Genomic DNA, 16156 nt, shown 5'->3' with positions numbered 1-16156 from the left:
TGGATATGATAGACCTTCATACACATACGGTTTTTAGTGATGGTGAGCTTATTCCGAGTGAACTTGTTCGCCGTGCGGAGTTCATTGGTTACAGAGCGATAGCTATAACTGATCATGCAGATTACTCAAACTATCAGTTTATCATTGAAAATCTTTTAAAAACTGTTGAGATTCTTACTGAAAATACGAATGTAATTGTGCTTCCCGGTGTTGAGATAACTCACGTTCCACCTGTTAAAATTCCGGAACTTATAGAGAAGTGCAGGAATGAAGGTGCTAAAGTTGTTGTAGTTCATGGTGAAACAGTAGTTGAACCGGTGGCTGAAGGGACAAATTTAGCGGCAGTTGAAGGTGGTGCGGATATCCTTGCCCATCCTGGACTTGTGGATTCGAAAACGCTTGAAATGGCGGCTAAGAAAGGTGTAGCTATTGAGATAACTGCAAGGAAAGGGCATAATATAACCAACGGATATGTGGTAAGAGTTGGTAGAGAAGTGGGCGTCAGGTTTGTTATAAACACTGATGCTCATTCACCTTCTGATTTAATAGATAGGACTTTTGCTTTAAAAGTTGGTCTTGGTGCAGGACTTACGTTGCAGGAGGTTGAGAGGGCTTTTGCAACCTCTGAAGAGATAGTTAGGAGGAAGATGGGTGATGAAAAAGCCACCTTATAAGTCTTACGGAAGAGATAAGAAGAAGAAAAAGGCAAAAATAGAGAAGCATATTGACATACCGGCACCGGTTGATACGCCTGAAGCTGAAATGATGGTGGATGATGTTTATAAGATTATTGCTTTCTTTCAGGCTCACGCCGCTAAATTTGTTGCCGTTCTTGCTGTTTTGCTTATAGTCGGTGGTGGATACCTTGGCTATAAGTGGTATAAGAGTAACCTTGAGATGAAAGCGGCTGCCATTTTTGATAAAGGTATGATAGCTCTTGAAGATGGTAATGAGAAGGAGGCTGAAAAGTATTTTAAAGAAGTTGCTGATAAATACTTTTCAGCACCTTCAGGAAAGGCCGGTGCGTTTTTATATGGGAAGTTGGCAGGTGATATTGATTACATAAAAAGGGCTGAAGATGTAAAAAGTTTTACAATTTCTCCTGCTGCTAAGTTGGAAGATGGAATTTTTATGATGGAGAAAGGTAAAAGTAGTGAAGCCGTTCAAAAGTTTGCCTCTCTTTCCCGTGATAAAGATTGGACCTATCCTGCAGGGCTTTACTATCTGACGATTTACTATCTTTCAAAAGGAGAGAAAGAAAAGGCTAAAGATACCTACGATATATTAAGCGGGGATTATAAAAACAGTTTTTATACGGCTGTTTTAGGAGAAGTTATCCAATGATAACAGAGGTTAAGAACGACTTGGCCTCGTCTCTTCTTTCTATTTTGAGAGATAAAAAAAGCGAAGGAGTCTCTTTTCGTAGTGCAGCTGAAAAGCTAACGTTCCTTTTGGTTGAAAGAGCTTTGTCAAATCTGCCTTCAAATAAAGTTGTTATTGATACGCCGGTTGAATCAAACGCTGAAGTTTCCGTTTTAAACGATGAGGTGGTTTTTGTTCCGATACTTCGTGCTGGGCTTTTGATGCTTCATCCCGCAATCTCTATTTATGAAAAGGGTAGAATAGGTTTTGCCGGTGTTTACCGTAATGAGGAGACTTTAAAGCCAAACCTTTATTACTTCAAAGTTCCTGTTATTAAAGATGCTTTCTATTTTATCCTTGATCCTATGCTTGCAACTGGCGGAACCGCCGTGTGTGTAGTTGAAAAACTTTTAAAATTGGGTATAAATCCCGGGAAAATAAAATTTATTTCTTTTGTAAGTGCACCAGAAGGAATTGAAAAACTTAAAAAGTTTTCAGGAATTGAGATTTTTACAGCATCAATTGATAGGTGTTTAAACGATAAAGGATACATTTTGCCGGGTCTTGGTGATGCCGGTGATAGATTTTGCTATACGGAAGGAGTGGAGGTCGTAGAGGATTATGGGATTTAAGACGGTTAGAGGTGTTGAAGACATAATACCGCCTGAAAGTGAAAAGTTTGAAAAAATTGCTGAAACGTTTAAGGAAAAGGTAAAGGTTTACGGTTTTAAAGAGGTAATTCTTCCCGTTTTTGAAGAGGCAGGGCTCTTTTTAAGAAGTGTTGGAGAAACGACAGACATTGTTCAGAAAGAGATGTACGTTTTTGAGGACAGGGGCGGCAGGAAGATTGCTTTAAGGCCAGAAGGAACGGCTTCTGCCGTAAGGGCTTACATTCAGCACGGTGTCTATGCAAAGGAACCTTTTACAAAATGGTTTTACATAGGTCCTATGTTTCGCTATGAAAGGCCTCAAGCCGGAAGGAATAGGCAATTTTTTCAGGCTGGATGTGAAGTTTTTGGACTTTCTTCACCAGGTGTTGATGCGGAGGTTATTCTTCTTGCTTCAGAGATTTTAAAAGCTTTAAACATTGACTTTACGCTTGAAATAAATTCTATAGGCTGTGAAAAATGCAGGCCAAATTATAAAAAGGCTCTTATTGAATATCTCTCTTCTCAAAAAGAAAAACTCTGTAAAGATTGCCAGAATAGACTTGATAGAAATCCTTTAAGGGTTCTTGACTGCAAAAATGAGGGTTGCAGGGAAGTTGTTAAAGATGCGCCTTTAATAACAGACTACCTGTGTGAAGAGTGCAGCGAACATTTTGAAAAACTAAAATTTTTGCTTAGAGAACTTAAAGTGCCTTTTGTTCACAATCCTTTCATCGTCAGAGGGCTTGATTACTACACGAAAACAGTTTTTGAATTTAAATCTGATGCTCTTGGTGCTCAAAGCACGGTTTTAGCCGGCGGCCGCTATGATAATTTGATAAAAGAACTTGGTGGCAGTGATGTTCCCGCCCTTGGTTTTGCAATGGGTATTGATAGGATAATGCTTCTTATTTCTGATGAAGAAAGAGAAAGAAACGGAGTTTTTGTTGTAACAGGTGGTGAGAAGGCCTATTTAGAAGGGTTAAGACTTGTCAAGATGTTAAGGGATAAAAGTTTTTACGCAGAGATAGATCACAGGCAAGGGAGTTTCAAGTCTCAGTTTAAACTTGCAAATAGGTTGAACGTTAAGTATGTAGTTATCATAGGTGACGAAGAGTTAGAAGGTGGTTTTTATTCGTTAAAGTGTCTTGAGACTGGAAAGCAGGAGAAGATAGAGTCTGTGGCTGAACTTATAGCGAGGCTTTAATGGGAAATGAAGTTAAAAAAGTTTTGGTTTTAGGTTCAACTGGTTCAATCGGTGAAAATACGCTTGATGTTGTAAGGCAGTTTTCAGATAAATTTAAAATTGCTGGTCTTGTTGCTGGAAAAAACGGTGAAAAGCTTAAAAAACAACTTGAAGAATTTAAGCCTGAGGCAGTAGCTCTTTTTGATGGAGAGATAGAAGTTCCAGCAGGTACCAGATTTTACTCTGGTGAAGAAGGAATCACTTCTCTTATAGAGGATATTGAGTTTGACATTGTAGTTGCTGCTATATCAGGAGCTTCGGGAATTGTTCCAACTTTTGAAGCTTCAAAAAAGGCAAAAAGAGTTGCTCTTGCCAATAAGGAATCTCTTGTCTGTGCCGGTAAGTTCATTAAATCTGTAGCAAAAGAGATAATTCCTGTTGATAGTGAACATTCAGCAATATTTCAGGCACTTTTATCCGGAAAAAAAGAAGAAGTAAAAGAAATTATTCTTACGGCTTCAGGGGGCCCTTTTAGAGGGAAAAAGCTTGAGGAACTTAGAAACGTGAAACCTGAAGACGCACTTTCCCATCCCAACTGGGACATGGGAAGCAAGGTTACGGTAGATTCGGCAACGTTGATGAACAAAGGCCTTGAAGTCATTGAAGCTGTCTGGCTTTTTGATGTGCCTGTTGAAAAAATAAAGGTTGTTGTTCATCCACAGAGCATCGTTCATTCAATGGTGAGATTTTGTGATAACTCTTTTATAGCCCAGATGGGAAAACCTGATATGAGAATACCTATAGCATATGCTCTCTCTTATCCTGAGAGATTGTTTCTTTCTGATGAACTTGGAATGGATTTTTACGGCGTTTCCCTAACCTTTGAAGAGCCTGATGTAGAAACATTTAAGTGTTTAAAGCTTGCTTTTGATGCCTTAAATAGAGGTTATCCGTATCCGATAATTTTGAACGCTGCAGACGAAATTGCCGTTAGCTATTTTCTCAATAGAAAAATCCCGTTCACAGCTATTCCTGAAGTTATAGAGAAAACCATGGAGATACTGAATCTTTCACCACCTGAAACAATAGAAGAGGTTATCTCTATTGACAGACTGGCCAGGGAAACAGCTGAAAAGGTTGCTCAAGCGTTTATTGTTTCAATTTCTTAGAGGTGCGCTTTAAACTTGTATTTCACTTTTATATAGCATTCTAAAGCTCTGATTTCAGTTCCTTAGAGGTACGCTTAAAACGGAAAATCCTCCTCCCATTGGAAGTAAAGTTGTTGGTTTCAATTCCTTGGAGGTACGCTTAAAACTCCAGCATTTTCTTGACGGCAGCGTCACAGCTTGGGGTAGTTTCAATTCCTTGGAGGTACGCTTAAAACCCCTATTTTAAAACTTATTCTTTTTTCAAAGAGTGTCAGGATTCATATTAGCATTGGTTAATGTGAGGTGTCAAGTGTCGGGGATGCTGATTAAAATAATTGTGAATGTTTAATTTATGGTTTTAAAACCATTGCTATTACAGTGTTTAAATTGCATTTATTCTAAACTTGGTTTCCGACAGATTTCAGGAAACTGACACACAGCCGCTGTCAGTTTCCTGAATATTTTTAAATTATCTGTAGAGTTCGTCTGCCACTTTTCCGTACGGAAGATTTGGTGGCATTTTTCCTGCACTTACAAATTCTTTTACTGCGTTTAGCAGTTGAGTTTTGTCTTTGTACTTTGCAAGTATCATATCTTTTGTTACTGCCATGTTTCCATTGTGACAGTGGGCACAATTTGCATTCCATTCTGGTGTTGATTTTGCCGTTTCTTGTTTCTGTCCGCAGCCTGCCGCAACAATGCTAAGGATTGCAAGTCCTAAAAGGGCGGTTTTTTTCATTACATCCTCCTGTTAATTTCTGAAATTGCATAATGAAGACGTTTAAGAACCCTATCTTTTCCTAAAAGAGATACAAGGATGTCAAGTTCAACGCCCTTCATTTTTCCTGTTAAGGCTATCCTTATAGGCATAAATAGGTTTTTGCCTTTAGCTTTTAGTTCTTTTCCTGTTTCTTTAACAGCTTTTTTAAAGGTTTCTGCGTTTAGTTCGTCTAATTGATAAACCTTTTCCACAAAGTGTTTTACTACGTTTAGCCTCTCTTCATCCATGAAGTTTAAAGCCTCTTTTTCTATTTCAAATTCGTCTTTCAGGAAGGTTTCCATGTATGTAGGTGCGTCTGAAAGCAAAGTGAAGTAGTCTCTTGTTGCTTCGACTACTTTTGTCAGCCAGTCAAAGTCGAATTTTTCAACTTCGTAGCCTGCCTCTTCAAGGTATGGAATGATGAGCTTTGTTAACTTTTTAATGTCGTAGCTTTTTATGTATTCCTTGTTCATCCAGTTGAGTTTTTCAAAATTGAATATTGCAGGTGAACTGTTTACATCTTTTATGTCAAATCTTTCAATCAGTTCTTCCATAGAGAGAATTTCTTTTCCGTCTTTTGGGTACCATCCTAAAAGTGCAAGGAAGTTTGTAAATGCTTCTGGAAGGTATCCCTTTTCTTTAAACTCCGCTACAGATGTTGAACCATGTCTTTTTGAAAGTTTGCTTCTGTCTTCTCCTAAAATCATCGGTAGGTGGGCAAATTCAGGAGCTTCAAAACCGAGTGCTTCGTATAAAAGAATCTGTTTTGGTGTATTTGAGATATGGTCTTCACCTCTTATTACGTGGGAGATTTTCATGAGGGCGTCGTCAATGACAACAACAAAGTTGTAAACTGGCATACCGTTTGAACGGACGATTACAAAGTCTCCACCAAGCTGTTCAGAGCTTATAGATATTGTGCCTTTAACAAGGTCTTTCCATGTTACTGTTTTTCCTGTAGGTACTTTAAATCTTAAAACAGGTTTTCTTCCTTCGGCTCTCAATTTCTCTTTTTCCTTTTCTGTTAAATGGCGACATTTCCCTGTGTATCGTGGTGGTAGTCCTTTTGACAGTTGTTCCTGACGCATCGCATCAAGCTCTTCTTTTGTGCAGAAACATTCATATACAAGATCTTTTTCTTTTAGAAGTTCAATGTATTTTTTGTAAATCTCTTTTCTCTCAGATTGCCTGTAAGGGCCGTAGTTTCCACCTTTTTCAGGTCCTTCATCCCAGTCGAGTCCCATCCATTTAAGGGCTTCATATATAACTTTTACAGCTTCTTCGCTGTGTCTTTCTGTATCAGTATCTTCTATTCTGAGAATAAATGTTCCGTTGTTGTGTTTTGCAAAAAGGTAGTTGAAAAGGGCAGTTCTGGCATTTCCTACGTGCATGAATCCTGTTGGGCTTGGTGCAAATCTAACTCTAACTGACATTGTGCTTTTTACCTCCCTAAAAATACCTGGAAAATGATGGAATTATATCAGTTTATTTGATGTCTTTGCTCAGGATGTAAGAGAGTGCTCTTGATACGTTTTCTACGACAGGTATTATTCGACAGTAGTCCATCCTTTTTGGGCCTAAGATTCCCACAATACCTGCGTCTTTTGATTTTAGAGAGTACTTTGCCGCGACAATGCTGAATGGCTCAAAGGCCTCAATTTCTGTTTCTTTACCAAGAATTACCGTTACTCTGTCAGCTGTATCAATCAGTTTACTAAAGGTTTCTAAAAGCTTCTTTTTTTCTTCGAGAATTTTAATTATTTCTTGGATTTTTTCAAAATCTTCGTTGACACTGTTAAAGATATTGAAAGCTCCTGTAATTCTGACATCATTAACACTATTTACAAGTTTCAAAAGGTGCGCATTAAGGTTGAAAGATAGCTCCATAAATTCGTCTCTGACCTGATTCATCTCTTTCACAAGCTCTTTCTTAACGTTTGAAAGGGGTTTTCCTTTGAACTTTGCCGTTAATTCCTGGGATATTTTTGCAAGCATTGAAGGTTCCGCTTTCAGCGTTATAACTTTATGTATAACGTATTCAGGTTCGCACGTGATAACAACAAGGACTTTAGATGAGGAGACTTTTACAAGGGAAGTTTCTTTTATCGTTAGTGCATCAATTACGAAATTTGCGCCAAGGCTCATGTATCCTGTTGATTTTGTTAAAAAATTCAGAACTGCAGAAAATATTTCATCAAATCCAGTCTTCCCAGAGGCTTTTATATAATCAATAATTCTTGTAGCTATGCCTGTATCAACTTCACCAAGGGAAAATAAAAGGTAATTTATGTAATATTTCATTCCTTCGTCTGTCGGCAATCTGCCAGCGGATGTGTGAGGTTGATAGAGGTATCCTTTGTCTTCAAGGTCTGCCATTACATTCCTTATAGTTGCAGGACTTATATTCATAGAAAACCGCTTCTGCAAAGTTCTGGAACCGACAGGTTCTCCCGTTTCCATGTAGAGCTCAGCTACTTTTAGCAGTATATCTCTTTCTCTTGGAGTCAGCGTTTTTCCCTCCTAAACGGGATTTATCATCTATTAATTTAGGCTTTTCTTAAAAGTAGTGTGAGGATTTTGTAGGTTATTGGGTATCCCTGTTCTTTTTCGTCAAAATAATGCTGGCAGAAGATCTTATAAAATTGCTTTTTTATTTTTTTAAAACCGTACGGATTTCTTGCACCTATTTTGTTTATGTAATCTAAAGCTTCTGATGCAGTTGGTAAAACTAACTTTTCAGTTTTTATGGTGCTGTGGGTTATCTGGAAATTGTACTTTTTTGTGAAGAATATAATAGCGTTTACTGATGGAAATTTGAAGAGTTTATCCTTTTTTCCATTTAAGAGGATAGAAGTTTTTTGCCAGGCTGAAAAAAGTTTTGATAAACTTCCTTCTACGGGAAGGGATAGTGCAAAAACGCCGTTTTTTTTCAAAATTCGGCTTGTTTCTCTTACTGCTTTGTCAATGTTCATCCATTGAAGGGCAAAGTTTGAAACGGCAAGATCAAATGTTTCATCGGAAAAAGGCAGATTTTCTGCATCAGCACATACACATTTTATTCCTTTTGCTTCCATCTGTTTGCACATTTGAGGTGAAATATCCACACCAATGCAGTTTTTAAGTTTGGAAGCAAGTTCACCGGAACCAGCGCCAATATCTATGGCCTGTTGATACTTTACTTTGGATATTAAGTTCAATAAATTTTGTGCAGTCCTTTTTTGGATGATTGCAAAACGTTCGTAGTTTCTGGCGCCTCTGGAGAAATTTTGAGCTATAATCTCTTTCATAACATGAAAATTTAGGCTTTTAGGTAAAATTGGGAAGTGGAGAGTTTATGTGGATAAAGAGAAGAAAAAGTCGTGTAATAAAAGTTGGGAATGTTCCTATCGGTGGTGACAATCCGATTGTTGTTCAGTCAATGACAAATACCTTTACAGAAGATCTTAAATCTACAGTTGCTCAAGTTAAAGAACTTGAAAGGGTTGGATGTGAAATTGTTAGGGTTGCGGTTCCTTCTGTTGAGGCTGCAGAAAATATTCCTCTCATAAAGAAGGAAATCACTATCCCTCTCATTGCCGATATACATTTTGATTACAAGTTAGCTATCCTGTCCATAGAGAAAGGGGCTGACGGGATAAGGATAAATCCTGGCAACATAGGTGGAATGGATAAGGTAAGAGAAGTAATAAAAGCAGCAAATGAGAGGAGCATTCCAATAAGGATTGGTGTAAATACCGGATCTTTGCCAAAAGAGATTTTAAATAAGTATGGCCGTCCATGTGATGAAGCGCTTGCGGAAACTGCTTTAAGTTACATGAAGTTTTTTGAGGACGAAGGTTTTACAAATATGAAATTTTCTCTTAAAGGTTCAGATATTAAAACCACTGTTTTAGCTAATAAACTTTTTGCGTCTTCCTGTGACTATCCTATCCACATAGGGATAACGGAAGCTGGAACAATTCTTTCAGGGGCTGTTAAATCGGCAGCAGGAATAGGGATTCTACTCTATGAAGGAATTGGCGATACAGTTAGGGTTTCCCTTTCGGCACATCCTAAAATAGAGGTAAAAGTTGCATTTAAAATTCTCTCTTCACTTGGTTTAAGAAATTACGGTGTTGATGTTATTTCCTGTCCCACCTGTGGTAGATGTCAGATTGATCTACCTAAAATTGCGCTCGAGGTGGAAGAGGCTCTTGAACACATAAAAGTACCTGTTTCTGTGGCTGTTATGGGATGTGCGGTTAATGGTCCTGGAGAGGCATCCTTTGCCGATGTTGGAATAGCAGCGGCAGGAGATAAGTTCATCTTTTTTGTTAATGGGAAAGTTGTGGGGAAGTTTGATGAAAAAGAAGCTATTGAAAGGCTTGTGAAAGAGGTTGAGAGGATTGCAAATGAAAAAGAAAACGAAAGTGTTTCTTAAAGGGTGTAAAGTTCATTTAAAATGCGGAGTTTACGAAGAGGAAAGAAAACTTGGTGTTGAAGCAGAAATTGACCTTGAGGTAGAATCTGAAAAATTTGTGGATTATGAGAAGCTTTATAGAATAGTTCTTGAGTATGCACAGAGAGAATTTATTTATCTTGAAGATTTTGCGGATAGTCTTATTAAAGAGATATGTAGACAGTTTGAACCTGATATGGTAAATATAAAGATAGCAAAGAGAAGTTTGCCTTTTCATAATTCTATGAAGAAAGCCGGTATAAAAGTTTCCTGGGAGAAAGGTTATGGTGAATCAGTTTGAATGTGAATTAATGAAAAAGATAAATTCTGGTGATGGTTTATCTCTATCGGATTATCAAAAAATTTTTGTTATTGCTAAAGAAGAGATCAAGTTTCTTGTAAGGAATGGAATCCCTCTTACCCCGCTAAATTACTATTTGTGGTTTGATATTTTCTGCTATTTACATGAAACAGGCAAAGATCTATCAGATCCTGAAATAATGGGTATTTTTAAGGAGAAATATCCAGATGAATCTGTTATTGAAACTGCCATTTTAAAAATAAACAAAGCAGATCGAAAATTTATAAGGCAAATAGCGGAAGAGGTAACTGCCGAAATTGAAAAAGTTTTGAGAGATATAGATAATCATAACAAAATAATAGAAAATCACGCTGAAAAAGTGGAAAAAACCACAGAAGTTTTATCTGATGAAAATTTAAGAGCTATGTTAGAGACGGTTGTAAAAGCGTTGAATGATATAAAACTTCAAAATGAAACTTTGAGAAAGAGACTTCAAGAGTCAAGAAAGGAAATTGAGAAAGTATCTGAGAAACTTGATGAGTCTGAGAAAAACGTTTTGGTAGAGTTTCTTACGGAAATTGCAAGCAAAAAGAGTTTTGAGAAAGTGTTAAAGGATATGTTTGATGATTTTGAATCGAGAAATTATCCATTTGCTGTTTTAATGGTTAAATTAGATAAGTTTGAAGAAATTGTAAAGGGTGAAGGGGAAAAGGCAGGAAAAATAGTTCTTCAAGAAGTGGCTCGAAAATTAAAGAAACTCTTAAGAGTAAATGATGTTGTGGCTTATTATGATGACAGCATTTTTGGAATTTTGTTACCTGGTGTAACATTTGGGCATGCTATAAGGATAGGTGAACGTATAAGAAAATCAATAGAGGATATGTTGATCAGTATTAACGGAAAAACTTTGAAGGTAACGGTAAGTGTTGGAGCTGCTGTTGCAAGAAAAGACATGGATGAGACGGATCTTATAACGAAGGCTCTTGAGGCTTTAGAACTTGCAAATAAAGAGGGTGGTAACACCATAAAAACCGACCTTGATGTGGAGCTTGAAAAGTGAAGCGAGTTCTTCTCCACATCTGTTGTGCGCCGTGTGCCTGTTATCCTTTGGAAGTTTTAAAACAAGAAGATTTTGAAGTTTATGGTCTTTTTTATAATCCTAATATTCATCCATACACTGAATTTTTAAAAAGGCTTGAAACAGTTAAAAAATTTGAAGAAATCACTAAAATCAAGATTATTTATATTAATAAGTATCCCCTTGAAGAGTGGCTTAGGGCGGTGGTTTACAGAGAGGAGAGACCCATCAGGTGTCAAATATGTTACTCAATGCGTTTTGAAATGACTGCGAGTGTTGCTAAAAAGGGGAAATTTGATTTTTTTACCTCAACTCTGTTTTACTTTACAGTAAATACCAAAATCATGAAATAATGAAAATGTGTGCAGAATCTGCTGCATCGAAATTTGGTGTTAAATTTCTTTATAGAGATTTTAGAAAGGGATGGAGAGAGGGGATAGAAAAGTCAAAGGAGTATAATCTTTACAGACAGCAGTACTGCGGTTGCATATATTCTGAAAAAGAGAGATACTATAAAAATAACGCTAAATATTAAGTTGCTAATGCTTATGTTACAATAAAATCCGGGGAAACCTTTTAAGGAGAGAGGTGGAATATGAAAGTCACGGTTTACGGCTTTGGAAGTCTCAACTACTATCTTTATAAATTAAATGTTCCTGAAAGACTTGGTGGTAGCCCCCCGTACGGCGGTTCAGCAATGGCGCTTGAATTTGCTCAGGCCGGGCATAATGTAACGTTGGCAGACCCTCACCTGGATAGAGTTCCGGTTGATATAAAGTCAAAACTTGAAACTGCAGGAGTGAAGCTTACGACTGATGATGTGGAAGCAGCGAAAGATGCAGAAATTGCCATTCTTTTTACACCTTTTAGAGGTGGTGTGACTTTTAAAATAGCTGAGAATATACTTCCTTATCTGGCAGAAGATGCAGTTATTTGTACTACATGTACTATGTCAATCCTTGTTCTCAATTCTTATCTCCAGAATGCTATTTTTATGGAAGGGCGAGAAGATATTGGATTTTCAACCATGCATCCTGCAGCTATTCCAGGTACTCCACAACATCAGCATTATCTGATTGCAACGAATGAACTTTTGAGGAAACCTATTGTTACAGATGAACAGATTGATAAGTTAAAAAATCTTGCCATTGATGCAGGTAAAAAAGTTTATCTCCTTCCTGCTGAGCTTGTTTCAGCTGTTGGTGATATGGGTATTGTTACGACAGCGATTGCTTTCACTGGAGCGATTGAATATTATAGAGTTGCAAGAGATGTATTGAAAACTAAACGTTCAATGACGGAATTTCAAATTGCTCAATCTCTTCAAGTTGTTTCAAGTCTGGTTGCAAAGTACGGCCTCGGTGGTTTAATAAAACTTCTCAACGTTGACGCTATGAAAGATTCCTTAAAGTCAATGATTCTTGACAGAGATGTGCAGCCAATGACCGTAACAGCTTCAGAACTTCTTGAGAAAATTGGCGAAATAGTTCCTGAGCTTGTGAAAGAGGCAGAAAGTTTTGCACCTTCAGAAGCTGTTTATATGTCAGCACCGTCACCAATGCTTGTTGAATATATGGAAGATCTTGTTGGTGACGATGTTCTCAAGGGTATTCTAAGAGAATCCTGGAAGAAGTTTTATGAAGGTGTTTCAGACAGAGAATAATTTTTATGCTTAACATGATAGGGGAGGAATTATGGCAAGCAAAAGAGAAATGTTAGAAGAAATACTTTCAGATCTTGCTGATTCACTTGGCGCTGATATGCTCGGTGCTCTTGTAGCGACACCTGATGGTCAGGTTGTCGTTTCAACAATGCTTAAAGGCGGTTTAAGCGCTGAAAAGCTTGCAGCTATGGCTGCAGCGGTTGTTGGTACATCTGAAAGACTTTCAAAAGTTGTTGAAGCTGGAGATTTTGAGGATGCACTCATCAGATGTTCGAAACAAAATATCCTTTCTAAAAAGGCCGGGAAGAGGGCTATTCTCGTATGTGTGATAAAATCTGATGCCAATATTGGTCTTCTCAACATAGAAGTTGAGGATGCGATAGATAGGATTACGTCAGTGCTTGGTGTTTAACATTTATGGTAGAAATTACTTCGACAATACATATTAGTAATTATTGTAGTTTTAAGAGAAAGTGTGCCTACTGCGGATTTGCGGTGGGCACTTCTGTTGAAGGGTATTTCTATCTTACAAGTAAGAAGAGAGAAGAGATAAAGAGGGCGGCACTTTTTATAGAAAGGAATGGAATAAAGAGGGTGAGTCTTTCTGCTGGGTATGGAAATTTTCAAAAAGTTCTGTCCGCTCTTGAGATTGTAAAAGAAAATACATCTTTAAGGGTTTTGATAAATATTGGTGGTGATTTAGATACTGAGAAGATAAAGTTATTGAAAGGTGCAGGTGTTGATACGATATGTTGTAATCTCGAAACCATGAATCCCAGACTTTTTAAAAAGCTAAAGCCAGATGACTCTCTTGAAAAACGAATGAAGGTTTGTTACCAGGTTAAAGAACAGGGTGTTGAACTTTCAAGTGGCATTCTTGTGGGTATTGGTGAATCTGAAGAAGATAGAGAGAAGCATATTGAATTTTTAAAAGAATTGGAAGTAGAAGAAGTTCCAGTTATGGGATTTAGACCTTATAAAAATACGCCAATGGAAAAGAATCCCCCTGCGTCTTTATCGTTACAGTTAGACGTTATAAAAAGGGTAAAAGAGCATATAAATAGCCTGAGAAGGTTGACGGTTCCTTTTCCCACTATTTTAATGGAAGGACTTATTCCTGCGATTAGAGCTGGTGCTACGAACATTGCGACGGTTATTCCAGCAGGTTATCCTTTAGTTGTGAAAGGTGTTGGTTCACCTGTTGTGGGTGTCCTTGAAGAAATTCTACCACTCCTTGAAAAACACGGGATTAAAACAAATGTGGAGAAAAAGCCGCTCTCTGTTTAAAAAAGCTTTTGAAGAATCCCTTAACGGTATCCGAAAAGGTGACAAACCTGAAGAGACAGAAGCTCTGAAAAAGCTTTTACTTGATGGTAAGTTTGGGGTTGTAACGGACAATCATAAAAAGTTTTCAATTTTCAAAAATACTCTTGGTATGTTTGGTGTTAAAAATGTTATTCAGATTTGTGTTCCTACCGACATTTTTGATTTGGAGCAGATGCCTTCACTGTCCAAAGCACTATCAGGGCGTTACTTTGGGGAGTGTGATTTTTACATTGCCAGAGGAAGGCTTGGACTTCCTGGGAGCGGGGCGTTGACGATTTTGATTGATGTTTATGGAAATGTTATATCGGCTGTAACCTCGCCCCCTCATCACATTCATGGCTTATCTTTGGAAACGGCACTTTTCTTTGATGTTTTTAGACTTTTGAAAAGACTTGGCATGGTTCCTGTTCACAAAGGTATAACAAACAGGACACGAACGGTTTATTCATCTTTCACTGTTTTGGATGTTGCCAAAAAAATAGCTAAAAAAAAGGCAGAAGTGCTTAAAGAGTTCAAAGGTGATTCACTCCTTGTAATTGGTGGTTATCTTGATGGAATATTTATTGCTGAATATTTGAAAAATAATTTTAGAGAAATTTTCCTGTATGATAAAGAAAAAAGTGTTATGGCTCTTTCTCCTTTCAATAAGCCTGAAAGGGAAGAGTTTGACGTTATTATTGACCTTACAGGTTTTGGGGGGATTGATGTTAGTCGGGGTCAGGCAGGGAAATTCAAAGGAAAAGTTATTATTTCAGAGGAACCTTCTGGACTTGAGGCTCTTGAAACAGAAAAGAAGCCGGACTTTTTCCTTAAAATGGATTACAGGGGAAAGACATCAGGAACTATGACCTTAACGATTCATACAGTAAGAAAAATTTCTGTTGAGATAGAAAAGTTTAATGATGTTCTTTACGCTGTGCCTAATCTCTTTTTTGCTGAGTCGTTGTTGTTTAATGCAAAAAGTAGTCGTGGTTTTCTTGATGTTATGGAGATTCCGGCGGTTACCGCTTCAGTAAAAAACGGTGGAAACTTTAAGGCTAACTATTTTGAGGACGTTTTAAATGGGATTTTACAGGAGATGAAATTTGAACTGGCAAAATTTTGAAAAGATTGTAAGAGAAATTGTTCCTGAGTCTTACGCTGTTGCCGGGGATTTTTACGGATGGGTTGCTGATTTTAGACCTGGAAAAGTAGAACATGTAGCTGTTGTTGTTGATGTTCCACATGATTTTGACTTTTCTAAATTTGATGTTGTTGTTGCTCACCACAAACCCTCTTTTAATCCTAATTTTCCCGTTTTTGTTGTTCATACACCTCTTGACCGAATAGATTGGGGATGTAATTACGCGCTTGGGAATATTTTAGGTTTGGGAAACCTTTCTTTTTTTGATGATAATCGTTTTGGAATGTATGGGATGATAGAGATATCGCCAGAGCTATTTTTAGAGAAGGTTATGAAGGTTCTTAATTTAAGGAAAGTTTTTTATCATCTTCCTGAGAAGACAGAAAAAGTCGCTGTGTTCAGCGGATGTGGTTTTAACTTTTCTGATTTTATTCAGAATCTTTTCAAGTTTAATATTGATATTGCTGTTTCCGGTGATCTTGTCCATCATACGGCTTGCAGATTAAGAGCGGCTAAAATGGGTTTTATAGATGCTTCTCACTACAAAACTGAAATTCCCGGAATGGTAGAATTTGCTAACCGCCTAAAAGATTTTGTTGATACGGAGTTTGTTGATGTCGGTTTCCCGTACTCTGACTTTTGCCTCGATTGAGTGTTTTACCCATTGTGAAATTGGTATGGGTGTTCATAAACTTTCTGCTCCTTATGTTAAGAACAAATTACCAATTTCCGTTTCCGCCGTTATGTTTCTGCCTTCCGTCTATTCTATAGAAGAAATTTTGGGAGTGATGCTTCCCCCACCTCGTGCTCACGTCAACGGAATAAAGGTCTATGATGAAGTGGAAAATGTAAACGTAACACTTATTCTTTCCAGAGTTATAAAAGAAAAATTGGGCGTAAACATCTCTGTTGCTTCAAGTGCTGGAAATGGAAGAGGTGTAGTGTGTTTGCGCTTTAATAAGGAAATTTTTATAATTAGAACAAGGAATAAAGTTGAAGGTTTTCCTTTTGCAAGTGTTGAGAAAATTTTGAAGAGAAAGGAGGAAGCAGTTAATAAAACTCTTCTTCTTTTAGAATCTCTTATTGAAGGTGGAGAAATTCCTGACTTTGTAGAGGTAGTAGAG

General features: G+C 37.5%; 18 protein-coding genes and 1 pseudogene. 15 read left to right on the top strand and 4 right to left on the bottom strand.

Translation table 11 applies throughout. From position 1 onward, the window contains the following. The first annotated feature begins 5 nt into the window (after nt 1-5). Genes MV676_RS04860 through dxr form a run of 5 tightly spaced genes read left to right on the top strand, consistent with a single transcriptional unit; the run spans nt 6 to nt 4364 of the window. Entirely contained in the window at nt 6-674 is a 669-nt protein-coding gene (locus tag MV676_RS04860; RefSeq protein ID WP_297445638.1) for a histidinol phosphate phosphatase domain-containing protein, read from the top strand. Continuing rightward, nucleotides 655-1344, top strand: a complete 690-nt coding sequence (locus MV676_RS04855; protein WP_022846859.1) for a hypothetical protein — start codon at nt 655-657, stop codon at nt 1342-1344. Before MV676_RS04860 ends, MV676_RS04855 begins: the two co-directional genes overlap by 20 nt. Then, entirely contained in the window at nt 1341-1994 is a 654-nt protein-coding gene (gene upp, locus MV676_RS04850) for a uracil phosphoribosyltransferase (protein WP_297445637.1), read from the top strand. Before MV676_RS04855 ends, upp begins: the two co-directional genes overlap by 4 nt. Continuing rightward, complete coding sequence (gene hisS / locus MV676_RS04845) at nt 1984-3216, top strand: histidine--tRNA ligase (protein ID WP_022846857.1); 1233 nt, start codon at nt 1984-1986, stop codon at nt 3214-3216. Before upp ends, hisS begins: the two co-directional genes overlap by 11 nt. Continuing rightward, nucleotides 3216-4364 carry a 1-deoxy-D-xylulose-5-phosphate reductoisomerase gene (gene dxr / locus MV676_RS04840; RefSeq protein WP_027719997.1) on the top strand — a complete coding sequence of 383 codons (1149 nt, stop codon included), beginning with the start codon at nt 3216-3218 and terminating at the stop codon, nt 4362-4364. Before hisS ends, dxr begins: the two co-directional genes overlap by 1 nt. Before the next feature lie 448 nt (nt 4365-4812). On the opposite strand, the gene MV676_RS04835 is transcribed toward dxr, so the two are convergent. From MV676_RS04835 to MV676_RS04820, 4 genes are read right to left on the bottom strand one after another with little or no spacing between them, the layout of a single operon-like run. Next, on the bottom strand, nt 4813-5082 hold the full coding sequence (locus MV676_RS04835; protein WP_022846856.1) for a hypothetical protein: 270 nt from the start codon (nt 5080-5082) through the stop codon (nt 4813-4815). After that, nucleotides 5082-6536 carry a glutamate--tRNA ligase gene (gltX, locus tag MV676_RS04830; protein WP_297445636.1) on the bottom strand — a complete coding sequence of 485 codons (1455 nt, stop codon included), beginning with the start codon at nt 6534-6536 and terminating at the stop codon, nt 5082-5084. Before gltX ends, MV676_RS04835 begins: the two co-directional genes overlap by 1 nt. Before the next feature lie 52 nt (nt 6537-6588). Continuing rightward, nucleotides 6589-7611: a heat-inducible transcriptional repressor HrcA gene (hrcA, locus tag MV676_RS04825; protein WP_027719996.1), complete on the bottom strand. Its 1023-nt coding sequence runs from the start codon at nt 7609-7611 to the stop codon at nt 6589-6591. Between the two features lie 38 nt (nt 7612-7649). Then, nucleotides 7650-8300, bottom strand: coding sequence for a methyltransferase domain-containing protein (locus MV676_RS04820; RefSeq protein WP_297445635.1), 651 nt, complete (start codon nt 8298-8300; stop codon nt 7650-7652). Nucleotides 8301-8437: 137 nt separating this feature from the next. Here MV676_RS04820 and ispG point away from each other — a divergent pair, with 137 nt between their 5' ends. The 10 genes and pseudogenes from ispG to MV676_RS04765 all read left to right on the top strand — a co-directional run. Beyond that, on the top strand, nt 8438-9523 hold the full coding sequence (gene ispG / locus MV676_RS04815; RefSeq protein ID WP_297445634.1) for a flavodoxin-dependent (E)-4-hydroxy-3-methylbut-2-enyl-diphosphate synthase: 1086 nt from the start codon (nt 8438-8440) through the stop codon (nt 9521-9523). Then, the gene (locus tag MV676_RS04810) at nt 9495-9842 is read left to right on the top strand and encodes a dihydroneopterin aldolase (protein ID WP_297445633.1); all 348 of its coding nucleotides are present in this window, start codon (nt 9495-9497) and stop codon (nt 9840-9842) included. Before ispG ends, MV676_RS04810 begins: the two co-directional genes overlap by 29 nt. Further along, nucleotides 9826-10902: a diguanylate cyclase gene (locus tag MV676_RS04805; RefSeq protein WP_297445632.1), complete on the top strand. Its 1077-nt coding sequence runs from the start codon at nt 9826-9828 to the stop codon at nt 10900-10902. The genes MV676_RS04810 and MV676_RS04805 overlap by 17 nt, the downstream gene beginning before the upstream one ends. After that, nucleotides 10899-11455 (top strand): annotated as a pseudogene (locus MV676_RS04800) (epoxyqueuosine reductase QueH). Before MV676_RS04805 ends, MV676_RS04800 begins: the two are co-directional and overlap by 4 nt. 60 nt (nt 11456-11515) lie before the next feature. Beyond that, complete coding sequence (locus MV676_RS04790; RefSeq protein WP_297445629.1) at nt 11516-12583, top strand: H(2)-dependent methylenetetrahydromethanopterin dehydrogenase-related protein; 1068 nt, start codon at nt 11516-11518, stop codon at nt 12581-12583. Nucleotides 12584-12614: 31 nt separating this feature from the next. Then, nucleotides 12615-12995: a roadblock/LC7 domain-containing protein gene (locus tag MV676_RS04785; protein WP_022846847.1), complete on the top strand. Its 381-nt coding sequence runs from the start codon at nt 12615-12617 to the stop codon at nt 12993-12995. A gap of 5 nt (nt 12996-13000) precedes the next feature. Continuing rightward, nucleotides 13001-13870: a 5,10-methenyltetrahydromethanopterin hydrogenase cofactor biosynthesis protein HmdB gene (hmdB, locus tag MV676_RS04780; RefSeq protein WP_297445628.1), complete on the top strand. Its 870-nt coding sequence runs from the start codon at nt 13001-13003 to the stop codon at nt 13868-13870. Further along, on the top strand, nt 13842-15014 hold the full coding sequence (locus tag MV676_RS04775; protein ID WP_297445627.1) for a FeGP cofactor biosynthesis guanylyltransferase HcgB family protein: 1173 nt from the start codon (nt 13842-13844) through the stop codon (nt 15012-15014). The genes hmdB and MV676_RS04775 overlap by 29 nt, the downstream gene beginning before the upstream one ends. After that, on the top strand, nt 14995-15684 hold the full coding sequence (locus MV676_RS04770) for a Nif3-like dinuclear metal center hexameric protein (RefSeq protein WP_297445626.1): 690 nt from the start codon (nt 14995-14997) through the stop codon (nt 15682-15684). Before MV676_RS04775 ends, MV676_RS04770 begins: the two co-directional genes overlap by 20 nt. Further along, a partial coding sequence (locus MV676_RS04765) for a FeGP cofactor biosynthesis protein HcgF family protein (protein WP_297445625.1) occupies nt 15647-16156 on the top strand: 510 nt, incomplete at its 3' end. The genes MV676_RS04770 and MV676_RS04765, both read left to right, overlap by 38 nt.

Source organism: Desulfurobacterium sp. (assembly GCF_027028515.1).
Lineage (GTDB): Bacteria > Aquificota > Aquificia > Desulfurobacteriales > Desulfurobacteriaceae > Desulfurobacterium_A.
The sequence above is the reverse complement of the archived record's forward strand: the minus strand, read 5'-3'. Positions and strand labels throughout refer to the sequence as shown.